The sequence below is a fragment of the Nissabacter archeti genome, from assembly GCF_018257325.1.
Classification (GTDB): domain Bacteria; phylum Pseudomonadota; class Gammaproteobacteria; order Enterobacterales; family Enterobacteriaceae; genus Chimaeribacter; species Chimaeribacter arupi.
Map to the genome: position 1 here is coordinate 1 of NZ_JAERKB010000018.1, position 12,296 is coordinate 12,296.

11 protein-coding genes are annotated in these 12,296 nt (G+C 61.7%); 3 read left to right on the top strand and 8 right to left on the bottom strand.

Annotation, left to right across the window (positions count from 1 at the left end; translation table 11 throughout):
• From JK232_RS20610 to JK232_RS20630, 5 genes are all read right to left on the bottom strand, one after another.
• On the bottom strand, positions 1–422 hold a 422-nt coding region (locus tag JK232_RS20610), incomplete at its 3' end, for a GNAT family N-acetyltransferase (RefSeq protein ID WP_338086337.1).
• Positions 419–1,186: an FCD domain-containing protein gene (locus JK232_RS20615; RefSeq protein WP_072932787.1), complete on the bottom strand. Its 768-nt coding sequence runs from the start codon at positions 1,184–1,186 to the stop codon at positions 419–421. The genes JK232_RS20610 and JK232_RS20615, both read right to left, overlap by 4 nt.
• Before the next feature lie 76 nt (positions 1,187–1,262).
• On the bottom strand, positions 1,263–1,580 hold the full coding sequence (locus JK232_RS20620; RefSeq protein WP_072932789.1) for a PTS sugar transporter subunit IIB: 318 nt from the start codon (positions 1,578–1,580) through the stop codon (positions 1,263–1,265).
• Between the two features lie 11 nt (positions 1,581–1,591).
• Positions 1,592–3,019 carry a glycoside hydrolase family 1 protein gene (locus tag JK232_RS20625; protein WP_212589639.1) on the bottom strand — a complete coding sequence of 476 codons (1,428 nt, stop codon included), beginning with the start codon at positions 3,017–3,019 and terminating at the stop codon, positions 1,592–1,594.
• 2 nt (positions 3,020–3,021) lie between these two features.
• The gene (locus tag JK232_RS20630) at positions 3,022–4,368 is read right to left on the bottom strand and encodes a PTS sugar transporter subunit IIC (RefSeq protein ID WP_072932640.1); all 1,347 of its coding nucleotides are present in this window, start codon (positions 4,366–4,368) and stop codon (positions 3,022–3,024) included.
• 438 nt (positions 4,369–4,806) lie between these two features.
• Between JK232_RS20630 and JK232_RS20635 the strand changes: the two genes are divergently transcribed.
• Positions 4,807–5,826 carry a LacI family DNA-binding transcriptional regulator gene (locus JK232_RS20635; protein WP_212589640.1) on the top strand — a complete coding sequence of 340 codons (1,020 nt, stop codon included), beginning with the start codon at positions 4,807–4,809 and terminating at the stop codon, positions 5,824–5,826.
• Here the strand turns inward: JK232_RS20635 and lysA are convergent.
• Positions 5,823–7,082, bottom strand: coding sequence for a diaminopimelate decarboxylase (lysA, locus tag JK232_RS20640; protein WP_072932647.1), 1,260 nt, complete (start codon positions 7,080–7,082; stop codon positions 5,823–5,825). The two genes, JK232_RS20635 and lysA, sit on opposite strands and share 4 nt — an antisense overlap.
• Before the next feature lie 136 nt (positions 7,083–7,218).
• Here lysA and JK232_RS20645 point away from each other — a divergent pair, with 136 nt between their 5' ends.
• On the top strand, positions 7,219–8,148 hold the full coding sequence (locus tag JK232_RS20645) for a LysR family transcriptional regulator (protein ID WP_101828987.1): 930 nt from the start codon (positions 7,219–7,221) through the stop codon (positions 8,146–8,148).
• Positions 8,149–8,211: 63 nt separating this feature from the next.
• Here JK232_RS20645 and JK232_RS20650 read toward each other — a convergent pair whose 3' ends face one another.
• Both JK232_RS20650 and JK232_RS20655 read right to left on the bottom strand, forming a co-directional pair.
• Complete coding sequence (locus JK232_RS20650; RefSeq protein ID WP_101828986.1) at positions 8,212–9,366, bottom strand: MFS transporter; 1,155 nt, start codon at positions 9,364–9,366, stop codon at positions 8,212–8,214.
• A gap of 279 nt (positions 9,367–9,645) precedes the next feature.
• Entirely contained in the window at positions 9,646–10,374 is a 729-nt protein-coding gene (locus JK232_RS20655) for a tetratricopeptide repeat protein (RefSeq protein ID WP_072932659.1), read from the bottom strand.
• A 159-nt stretch (positions 10,375–10,533) separates the two neighbouring features.
• Here JK232_RS20655 and JK232_RS20660 point away from each other — a divergent pair, with 159 nt between their 5' ends.
• Entirely contained in the window at positions 10,534–12,279 is a 1,746-nt protein-coding gene (locus tag JK232_RS20660; protein WP_101828984.1) for an ABC transporter ATP-binding protein/permease, read from the top strand.
• Positions 12,280–12,296 lie beyond the last annotated feature (17 nt).

A 12,296-nucleotide genomic window follows, 5' to 3' on the forward strand; every position in this document is an offset into this window, starting at 1 on the left:
TCCCCCATCAACCCCCACCCATGCCGCTCATAATACCCATTGAACGTCGCATAGAGATAAAGCGCGGCAAACCCGGCCTGCCGCGCAACCTCCACGACATGCGCCTGCAACTGCTGCCCGATGCCGCGGCCGCGGTATGCCTCATCGACATACAGCGCCGCCAGCCAGGGCGTCAGATCCTGGCGGCTTAACAGGTCGCTGCGCCACAGCCCGACAGTGCCCACCAGCCGGTCGCCGTCGCGGGCAATAAAGGTGATGGGCAAACCGGTTTTTTTCAGGCTGCTGACCACGATGCTGTCAAAAAAAGCGCGGCTCTGCGCATTGCCGAACGCCTGGCAAAGCCAGTCGGTAACCTGCGGGTGGTGTTCTGGAAAATCGGCCAGAAAGCCGAGGGTGATCGTGCCCGGCGAAACGGCAGTCACACCAGTTTCCCCTGGAAAATCGGCACGGATTCAAACAGGTAACCGTCAAACTCCGGCGCATCGACGTCTGACAGCTCCATCAGGGTGCTCTTCACATTTTCCATGTGCTGCCACATCGCCTGGTACGACCCCATCACATCGCGGCGGCGCAGGGCCGCCAGGATGTTCTGGTGATCCGCCAGCCACTTCAGCCGGTAGCCACGGGTGGCGATATGGCTGTGGAGTTGTTGCCAGAGCGGGCTGTTGTCACGCCGTTGCCAGATGCTTTTTACCGTCTCCAGCAGCATCTGGTTTTGCGTGGCCCCGGCAATCAGCAGGTGGAACAGCTTGTCGTTGTCGCCGCTGGTGTCATTGGCAACAATCGCCCGCTGCTCCTGCTCCAGCGTACGGCGCAGGTTTTCGATGTCCGCTTTGGTGGCCATCGTGGCGGCAAAGGCGGCGATGTTGCTCTCCAGCAGTTGCCGCGCCTGCAACACCTCAAACGGGCCGATTTCATTGAGCAAATCGTCATCCTGCTCGTCATCCGACGGAATGCGGATCACATACACGCCGGAGCCCTGGCGGATGTCCACCGTGCCTTCCAGCTCCAGCATCAGCAGCGCCTCCCGCACGATGGTGCGGCTGACGCCGTAGTTCTCCGCCATATTGCGTTCCGGCGGCAGCCGTGACCCGACGGGATAGTGGCCCTGTTGGATCTGCGCCCGCAGATCCTGGCCAATCTCCTGATACTGTTTCTTTTCCTGCGGAATTACGCCTTTTTCCACGGTTTCACCCTGAAGCACCTTGCAATGATTAGCCTGCCGCCCCACCTGCCGGAAGGGCGGACGGGGATCGAGGCGGCTAGTCTATCAAACCCAGCGCCTGATCGAGCACTTTTGCCCCGTTCAGCGTGCCGTAGGCGACCGAATCGATCACACCGATCGGCACCTGGTGTTCATCCGTGATCTTTTTATTGGCCGCCAGCTTGAAGCGCACCTGCGGCCCCAGCAGCACCGCCACCACGTCATTGCCGTAGTTTTGCAGCTCATCGCGCAGGTTCTGTTCCGGGATGGCGTAAATGCGGAACGCCAGCCCGCGAGCCTCAGCCTCTTTCTCCATTTTGGTCACCACCAGCGAGGTGGACATGCCTGCCGAGCAGGCGAGTACGATACGTTTCAGGTTGGCTTCACTCATTTTTCATCATCATCCAGGGTCAGTGTCAGGGTGCGGGATTCGCTCAGGGCGGCGAACCAGTGGGAAGATTTTTTACGGCGGCGCGCGCGCTGGTTGTTGAGGTCTATCTCAATCAGCCCGTATCGGTTTTTAAAGGCGTTCATCGGTGAGACGTTATCGGTAAATGCCCACAGCATGTAGCCCCGGCAGTTTGCCCCCTCTTCGCACGCTTTCAGCGTCCAGTAGAGGTGCTCGCCGATAAAGCGGATGCGGTAATCGTCCTGGATTTCGCCGTCCGCGCCGCGGTGCTGCGCCTCGTTTTCAACGCCCATGCCGTTTTCTGCGATAAACCACGGAATGTTGCGGTAATCCTGCTTCAGGCGCTGCGCCATGTCGTAAATGATTTTCGGGTAGATCTCCCAGCCGCGTGACGGGTTCATACGGCGGCCCGGCAGCTCGAAATGCTCGTAATAGCAGGCCGGGTGGAACGGCGTCTCCGGGTTCCAGGCCCGGCTGGGCGCTTTCACCCGGTGCGGGTAGTAGAGGTTGATGCCGACCTCATCCACGGTGTTTTCGCGGATGGTCGCCAGCTCCGCCGCGTCATGCTCAAACATCACCTCATGGCGGCACAGCAGCGCCAGCAGCTCCGCCGGGTAGTCACCGAGGATCAGCGGGTCGAGGAAGACCCGGTTATAGAACAGATCGTACAGCTCGGCGGCGCGCTGGTCGTGTGCCGCCTGCGAGCGCGGGTAGGTCACTTCCGGGTTGAGGATCACGCCAATCGTCCCGGCCTGCCCACGGCGGCGGAACAGCTCCACCACTTTCGCTGTCGCCAGCACCTTGTGGTGGTTCCACTGCATCCATTTGGCGGTGTTCTGCTCATACGGCCAGCGCAGCGCGTCGAGGTAGACGCGGGTCTGCACCACCACCGGCTCGTTAAAGGTAAACCAGCGTGTGACGCGGTGGCCGAAGCGTTCAAACGCCTTTTCGGCGTAACGCACGAACAGCTCAACCACGTGCTTGCTGCTCCAGCCGTCATACTTTTCCAGCAGCGCCGCCGGCAGCTCGTAGTGCTCGAGGCAGAGCATCGGCACAATCCCGGCCGCCTCCATCTCGTCCAGCCAGCGGTCGAGATAGGCCGCGTACTCCTCGTCCACCGTCGCGGTTTCGTAGTCCGTCAGAAAGCGCGACCAATTGATCGAGGTGCGGTAGTGGCTGAGGCCGCTGGCCTTCATCAGCGCCACGTCTTCCGGGTAGCGGTTGATGAAGTCCGTGGCAACCGCCGGGCCGTAGCCGTTGTGCCAGACATGGCGGTCGTTTTTGTACCAGGCATCGAGGTAGGAGTCCTGCCCCGGCTTTTTGCCGCTCCAGCCCTCGGTCTGCCAGGCGGACGCCGCCGCGCCGAGGATGAATCCTTCAGGAAGTGCCAGTGAAACCTTGCTCATGCTTACCTCACGGGTTGGGTGCCAAGTTCATTACCGGTTTCGGCCGCCAGCTGGGCCGCATCCGCCCGGCGTGAAGCCACTTTGACAAACGGCAGGTAGATAACCACCGAGACGCCGATGCACACCAGCTGCGTGACCACCGCGCCCATTGACCCGGCGGTCGAGAGCCAGGCATTGATGACAGGCGGCGTAGTCCAGGGCACCATCACCACGGCGCGCCCGGCAAAGCCGAGGCTGGTGGCGAAGTAGCCGATGGTGCCGGTGACCAGCGGGGTGATGATGAAGGGGATCGCCAGGATCGGGTTCAGCATGATCGGCATCCCGAAGATCACCGGTTCGTTGATGTTGAAGAAGCTCGGCCCCAGCGACAGCTTGCCGATCTCTTTCATCTCTTTGCGGCGTGACGCGAGGATCACCGCCAGCAGCAGGCCGATGGTACAGCCGGAGCCGCCGATGCTCATATAGACGTCCCAGAACGGCATGGTGATGATGTTCGGGATCTCTTTGCCCTGCTCAAACGCCGTCATGTTGACGGTGATCGCGCCGAGCAGCAGCGGTTCGCGGATGGGCTTGATCATCTGGTTGCCGTGGATGCCGATCACCCAGAACAGCTGGGCAACAAACATCAGGATCAGGATGCCCGGCAGGCTCTGCATCACCGACTCCAGCGGCTGCTGGATGACTTTGTAGACCGCGTCATAGAGGTAGATGCCGGTAACCCGGTGGAACACAAAGCCGAAGGTGGCGATCAGCACCACGGTGATAATCGCCGGGATCAACGCCGAGAACGAGGCGGCGACATTAGGCGGCACACTCTCCGGCATCTTGATGCGCAGGCCGTTGATCCGCTCCAGCCGGGTGTAAATTTCCACCGACAGGATGGCGATAAACATCCCCAGGAACAGGCTCTTGGTATCAGAGAACTGTTTCGCCAGCACATCTTTCACCACCTGCAACTGGTCGTTGACCATCAGCTCAAGCGTGGTGGGCGTCACCGCGATAAAGCAGATCACCGCCAGCATACCGGGGAACAGTGTGCGGTTGCCGTTGATCTTGCCCAGTTCAATCCCGATCAAAAACACCGCGCCGATGGTGATAAAGCTCAGGGTGGCGTAGTTGATGCTGGTCATGATCGGCTTGAGCACAGCCAGGAAGGAGAAGATCTCAAAGCTCGCCAGGCCGTTTTTCGGGTCCATCACCATGTTGGAGATCAACACCGAGAACGCCCCGACGATGATCACCGGCATCAGGGTGATGAAGGCGGCTTTGATTGCCATGATGTAGCGGTAACTGTTGAAGGTATTGGCAAAACTCCCCAGAGAGTCAATCAGCCGGTCCTTATATGACATACGCACCTCGTAACTGTTGGTGGTGCCGGTGTTCTGTGCGCAGGGTCGGCCCGCATGGCCAGAGGTAAATGCGGGCCGCCCTGCCCGATCGTATCGGGCAGCACAGAGCATCAGATGGCGAAAAGTGTCCAACAAAACGCGTGCGGCTTAATCGCGTTTGGTATGCCAAAGTTAACGGAATGAGGTTAAATTTCTGTGATCATCACCGCACAAGCGAGAATTGGAATTCCAATAATGGCCTAAAACGCGTTTTGGTATACCAAATAGGATTTTTCGCAACGAAGCGGTAACCCGGACGGGGGATCGCAGGGCCGGGAGGGAAGATCCACGGCGATCGCGCTGGCCGGGGGTGCCCCTTTTCCCTCTGCCGCCTATGCTAAACTGCGGCCATATCAACGTTTTCCCGGCATTGCAGCCGGTTATTGAGGGTGCTGACGGATGATCACCATGTTGGATGTCTCACTGCGGGCCGGGGTGTCAAAGGCCACGGTCTCCCGCGTGCTGAACGGCACCGGGCAGGTCAGGCAGAGCACGCGCAATGCGGTGTTCCGCGCCATGGAGGAGCTGGGCTACCGGCCCAATTTCCTGGCGCAGTCGCTGGCGACGCGCAGTTCCAACAGCATCGGGCTGGTGCTCTCCAATTTCGATGGCCCCTATTTCGGTACGCTGCTGCGCCAGGCGGCGAAAGATGTGGAGGCAAGCGGCAAGCACCTGATTGTGACCGACGGCCACGATACGCCGGAAGATGAGGCAGAAGCGGTGCGCCTGCTGGCGGATCGGCGTTGTGACGCGATCGTGCTCTATACCCGCCATATGTCAGAGGCGCAGATCATGGCGCTGTTGGAGACGCTGCCGATGCCGCTGGTGGTGATTAACCGCGATGTGCCGCAGGCGCGCGACCGCTGTGTCTTCTTCGAACAACAGCAGGCGGTGTTTGAGGCAGTGAGTTACCTGATCGGCCGGGGCCACCGGGCGATTGCCTGCATCACCGGGCCGCTGGCGACCCCCACCGCGCAGCAGCGGCTGGCCGGTTACCGGGCGGCGCTCGACGCGCACGGGATCGCCTTTAACCCCGCCTGGGTGGCGGAAGGGGACAATAAAGTCACCGGCGGGTACCACGCCTGCCGCACCCTGCTGGCGAATGACGGCAGGTTCAGCGCGCTGTTTTGCAGCAATGATGATATGGCGATTGGCGCGATGAAAGCGTTACAGGAGGCGGGCAAAACACTGCCGGAGGAGGTGTCGCTGTTTGGGTTTGATGACCAGCCTGCGGCGGCGTTCCTGCAACCGGCGCTCTCCACTGTCTACCTGCCGATTGATGCGATGATCGAAACCGCCATCGCCCAGGCGCTGCGGCTGCTTAACCGCCAGCCGGTGGTGCCGCTGGCCCCGTTCACCGGTCAGTTGCGGGTGCGCGACTCGGTGGCGGCGGGGCCGTTTTTCACGCCGGGGAGTTAAATCAGTTCCAGCGCCAGCAGCTCTTCGATGGTCTGGCGGCGGCGGATCAACCGCACGTCGTCACCGTCAAACAGCACTTCCGGCAGCAGCGGGCGGCTGTTGTAGTTGGAGGACATCGACGCGCCATACGCGCCGGTGTCGTGGAACACCAGATAGTCGCCAATCTGCGCCGTGGGCAGGGCGCAGGTTTCCACGCCGCCGCCCGCCTGCTGGGTGAACACATCCCCCGATTCACACAGCGGCCCGGCGATCACCGACTCAATCAGCGGCTCACCGGTGGTGTCCCGGCCGTCTGCAGGCAGCAGCGAAATGTGGTGGTAACTGCCGTACATCGCCGGGCGCATCAGATCGTTGAACCCGGCATCCACCAGCACAAAGTGGCGGCTGCCCATGTTTTTCACCGCCCGCACCTGCGCCAGCAACACCCCGGACTCCGCCACCAGGAAGCGCCCCGGTTCGATCTCCAGCTTCACCGGGTGGCCGAGGTGCGCGGCAATCTGCTGGCGCGCCCGGTCCCACAGGCCGAAATAGTGGTCGGTATCGATGCGCTCACCGCCGAACTGGTAAGGAATCGAGAGGCCGCCGCCGGCGGAGATCGCCTCGATGTCATGCCCAAGCTCGATAACCTGGCGTACCATCGCGTCACACACCTGCTCCAGGTGGCTGTAGTCCACACCGGAACCGATATGCATATGGATGCCGACCAGCGTCAGCGAATAGTGGCGGATCAGCGCCAGCGCCTGCGGCAGATCGGCATACCAGATGCCGTGTTTGCTGTTCTCACCGCCGGTGTTGGTTTTCTGGCTGTGGCCGTGGCCAAAACCGGGGTTAACCCGCAGCCAGACCGGGTGGCCGGGGCGGCGTTCGCCCAGTTGGGCCAGCATGTCGATGGAACCGGCATTGACCGGGATCGCCAGCTCCGTCACGCGCGCCAGCGTCGGCTCGTCCAGCAGGTCAGCGGTGAAGACAATCTCCCCTTCCGGCCCCGGCTGGTAACCGGCGTGCATCGCCCGTTCGATCTCCCCCAGCGACACAGAGTCCACCCGCACGCCCTGCCCGCGCATCAGCCGCAGGATATGGGTGTTGGAGCAGGCTTTCTGCGCAAAGCGGATCACATCGAACTGGCGCAATTCAGCGATGCGTTGGCGGATAATGTCTGCGTCATACGCCCAGACCGGGCAGCCAAAACGGGCCGGCAGGGCCAGCAGGTTGTCCGCATTCAGGGCGGTAGAATGATCATTCAGGGCGTAAGGCATCAGCGGCTGTCCGGTTAAGTCAGGGTCAGAATAACAAGTATGGCTGCCATGCTACCTGCGCGCCGCACGGCGGGAAAATATCTGTTTGGCGGCAGGCTATTCATTTATGATATAGCTTTTCGCCGGAACTCCGTTGATGCCTGCCCTCTCCCTGCGCCAGATTGAAATTTTCCATGCGGTGATGACCGCCGGCAACCTGACGGAAGCCGCCGCGCTGCTGCACACCTCGCAACCCACCGTGAGCCGCGAACTGGCGCGCTTTGAAAAAAGCGTCGGCCTGTCGCTGTTTGACCGGGTGCGCGGGCGGCTGGTGCCCACGGTGCAGGGGTTGCGGCTGTTTGAGGAGGTGCAGCGTTCGTACTATGGGCTGGAGCGCATCAGCGCCGCGGCGGCGGGCATCCGCCAGTTTCAGGAGGCGCAGCTCTCCATCGCCTGTTTGCCCGCGTTCAGCCAGTCGCTGTTGCCGTCAGTCTGCAAGCCCTTTACCGATGCCTACCCCGGCGTCAGCCTGAATGTGGTGCCGCAGGAGTCACCGCTGCTGGAGGAGTGGCTCTCCGCCCAACGCCACGATCTCGGCCTGACGGAAACCACCCTGACACCGGCCGGGACTGAACGTTTTACGCTGATGACGCACAATGAAGTGTGCGTACTGCCGGCCGGGCACCCGCTGCTGGCGAAAACGCAACTGACCCCGCACGATTTTGAGGGCGAAAACTATGTCAGCCTCTCCGGCACCGACAGTTACCGGCAATTGCTGGATGCGCTGTTTCTGGAGGCCGGGGTCACGCGGCGGATGGTGCTGGAGACGCACAGCGCCGCGTCAGTGTGCGCGATGGTGCGGGAAGGGGTCGGTGTTTCCGTGGTGAACCCGCTGACGGCAGTGGATTACGCCGCCCAGGGCGGCATTGCGGTACGTCCGTTCAGTGTGGCGGTGCCGTTTACCGTGAGCCTGATCCGCCCGCTGCACCGCCCCTCGTCTGACGTGGTGGACGCCTTTATCACCTGGCTGCACCGGCTGGCGGCGCAGTTCCCTGCCCGGCTGGCGGCGGCTATCGCCTACCGCTAGCCGGGCCAGGCGGTTTACATCGCCGCGTAGGCGCGGCGAAAGATCATTGCTGCGTTATGCCCGTCACGCCACTGCTTTGCGCGCAGCCCGGCGGAAGGTGAACACGCAGAGCACAAAGCCCAGCAGCGCCAGCCCGCCTGCCGCCACCGGCACCACCGTCAGCCCCAGCCCACCGGCGATAACCGATCCGCCGACCCAGGCACCCAGCGCGTTACCGACGTTAAACGCGGCAATGTTGAGCGTTGACACCAGGTTCGGTGCGTTCTTGCCGTAGGCCACCACGTTTATCTGCAACGCCGGTACCGCCGCGAACGCCGCCGCCGCCCAGAGGAACAGCGTCACTTCCGCCGCCACCAGATGGTGGCTGGTGATGCTGAACAGCACCGAGAACAGCGCGATCAGCAGGAAGGTCAGTGTCAGGCTGACCGGGAGTTTCCAGTCCGCCAGGCGGCCGCCCAGCACATTGCCGACCGTCAGCCCGACGCCCATCAGCAGCAGCGTCCAGCTCACCCCATGCGGTGACACCCCGGTAATATCCGTCAACACCGGCGCGATATAGGTGAACAGCGCGAACATCGCCGCCGCAAAGCAGACCGTCATCAGTAGCGAGAGCCAGATGCCCAGCCCGCGCAGCGCGCTCAACTCTTTGCGCAGGTTGGTCGGCTGCTCCTCTTTCACGTCCGGTAATTTGGTGTAGAGCGCCAGCAGCGAGATAAAGCCGATCACCACCACGGCCCAGAAGGTTGACCGCCAGCCCAGCGCCTGCCCCAGCGCAGTGCCGAGCGGCACGCCCAGCACGTTCGCCAGGGTCAGGCCGGTAAACATCAGCGCCACCGCGGAGGCGCGCCGGTTGGGGGCCACCAGATTGGCCGCGACCACGGCACCAATGCCGAAGAACGCCCCGTGGCACAGCGCCGTGATGATCCGCGCCAGCATCAGGAAGTGGTAACTGTAGGCCAGCGCGCACATCAGGTTACCGACGATGAAAATCACCATCAGCAACAGCAGCGTCATTTTGCGCGGCAGCCGGGCGGTCAGGATCGCCATAATCGGTGCGCCAATCGCCACACCCAGTGCATAGCCGCTGATAAGCCAGCCCGCCAGCGGAATGCTGACCTGCAAATCCCCCGCGACCTGCGGCAGCAGGCCCATAATGACAAACTCAGTGGTCCCGATGGCAAAGGCACTCATTGCCAGCGCCAGAAGTGAAACAGGCATACACGCTCCCCGTGTGATTGCAGCCGCCGCACAGCGGCGGCGTTATCGCAGATGAATTTTTATAACAACGTTATGTTTATCACAGACGATAAGCCAGCCCACGGAAAACGCCGTGTGCCGGGTCGTCATAAAAGTGAAGGTCAGGCGTGACACCGCCCGGAGGCACCGGATAGCCCTTTCATTTGTCAGGCTTTTCTTATCCGTTACCTGATAGAGATACCACACCTGCCCGCCGCAAGGCCAGCCGGCAGGCGGTGGAGCGCACAGTCGTCTAATTCCTTACGGCGTGACCCGCCAGTAGACACCCTGGGCGCGGACGTTGTGGCCGAAACCGCAGTCGCCGTCGGTGGCCAGCGTCACGTCATGGTCGGTGAAGGCCATGCTGACGTCGCAGGCGCTGCCGAAATCGGACTCGGCGGACTGGTGGTACACCGCGTGCCGGTCACGGATCGCGGTGACGGTGGAAAACTCGCCGATGTTCGGCCCGTAGTAGAGCGCCATTGCGCCCATGTAGAGGCCGCTGTACTCAATCGCGAAGCGGTCGCCCTGCGGTTTGACCACCAGCGTATTCCAGTTGCCGTACCCGGCATATTGCCAGTATTCGCCCGCCGGGCTGCGCGGCGGCGGCAGGGCGTCGAGCTGCGGTTGCATCAGGCTGAGGTTATAGCGCGATTTCTCATCGTCCGGGGCGAGTTGCAGCCAGGCGCGCGCCTTGAGCCACATCCCCTGCCGCAGGTAAGCCAGCGCAATGTTGTTGTAAGCGGTGACGGTGGCGCCCTCCGGCTGGCGGCAGAATTCGCTCCAGGCGACCTGATCGCGGAAAATGTCCCGCGCCCGCGCATAGTCACCGTTCTGGTAAGCCGCCTGCCCTTTTACCGCATACTGGCCGACGTTGCGGCAATCCGCCTCAATGTCCGGCTCATCTATTTTTGCCGCGGCATTCAGTGCCGTCAGCACCCCGGCGAGCAGTACGGCACCGGCCGCCACGCCTGTCGGCAAACCCTTCATTCGTTTTCCTCTGTTGTGTTGCACGCCCTGATGATCACCGGGGGAACGAAAAACATCCTTACAAGTCTATAATTGCCAGTTGGATCACAGACACCCATTCTGGCCTTTATTTGGCCATGATCAGACCTAGACTCTTTTTTGCTGGAAGTTGGATTCACTATGACAAAAACCCCAGGAACACACAGCCAATGGCGCCAGATCTGGCGCCTGATTAAACCTTACTGGCACTCCGAAGAGAAGTGGCGCGCCTGGACGATGCTCGCCACCATTGTGGCGTTGTCATTGGCCACGGTCTATATCAATGTGCTGCTGAACGAATGGAACCGCGTCTTTTATGATGCGTTGCAAAACAAAAATTACCCGGTGTTCAAAGAACAGCTGCTGCACTTCACCTGGCTGGCACTGGCGTTTATCGTGATCTCGATTTACAAGGTCTACCTGACCCAGGGGTTACAAATGTACTGGCGGCGCTGGATGACCAAGCAATATATGTCCAAGTGGCTGAAGCACCACGCCTATTACCACACCGAACAGCAGCAGACGGTGGATAACCCCGACCAGCGTATCGCCGAAGACCTCAATGTGCTGACCAACGGCACCCTGTCACTGACGCTGGGGCTGCTGTCGAGCGTGGTGACGCTGGTGTCGTTCGTCTCGATCCTGTGGGCGGTGAGCGGCCCGCTGACCTTTATGGTGTCGTCCCATACCTTTACCATCCCCGGTTATATGGTCTGGTTTGCCCTGCTGTACGCCGTGCTCGGCTCGCTGCTGGTGGGCTGGATCGGCCGGCCGTTGGTGCGCCTTGGCTTCAACCAGGAACGCTTCGAGGCAAACTTCCGTTTCGGGCTGATCCGCATCCGTGAGAACAGCGACGCCATCGCCCTCTATCAGGGTGAAAAGCGCGAACGTGAGCAACTTGAGGGCCGTTTCGAGGCGATCCGCAGCAACTGGTGGTCGATCATGCGCGTCACCAAGTCGCTGAATATTGCCTCAACCTTCTATGCGCAATTCGCGATTATTTTCCCGTTCCTGGTGGCCGCCCCGCGTTACTTCTCCGGTTCGATCCAGCTCGGGATGCTGATGCAGATCTCCTCCGCCTTCGGGCAGGTGCAGGGGGCGCTCTCCTGGTTTATCGATGCCTTTAACGATCTGGCGACCTGGAAAGCCTGTGTGAACCGTCTGGCCGGTTTCAACAACGCCGTGGATGAAATTGAAGCGCGGCCGAACGGCATCCAGCACGCCGACTCCCCTGACCATGCGCTGGTGCTCGACAAACTGCAACTCACCCTGCCGGACGGCGCACCGCTGTTTGCCCCGGCGAGCGTGGCGCTGAAGCCCGGTGACCGCGTGCTGATTGCCGGGCCGTCCGGTTGCGGCAAATCCACGCTGCTGCGTGCGGTGGCAGGGATCTGGCCGTACGGCAGCGGGCAGATCGCCGCCAACCGCCAACAGACCACGCTGTTCCTGCCGCAACGCAGTTACATCCCGATCGGTTCCCTGCGTGAGGCGCTGAGCTACCCGGATGACCCGTCACGCCACCCGGACAGCGAACTGCTGGCGGTGCTGGAGCAGTGTCGGTTGAAACACCTGCAACCGATGCTGGATATGGCCGGGAACTGGGGCCACCGCCTCTCGCCGGGCGAACAGCAGCGGCTCGGGTTTGCCCGCGTGTTGCTGATCAAACCGGATATCCTGTTCCTGGACGAAGCCACCAGCGCGCTGGATGACGAGACCGAACAGCAGATGTATACGCTGATGGTGGAGAACCTGCCGGAGATGACGCTGGTGAGCGTCGCGCACCGCAACAGCGTGGCGAAATACCACCAGCAGTGCTGGCGCTTCCAGGCCGATCAGGCCCAACACGCGGTGGTGCTGACGCCGTCGGCGCTGCCTGAACCGGCGTAATAAAGACGCGATAAAAA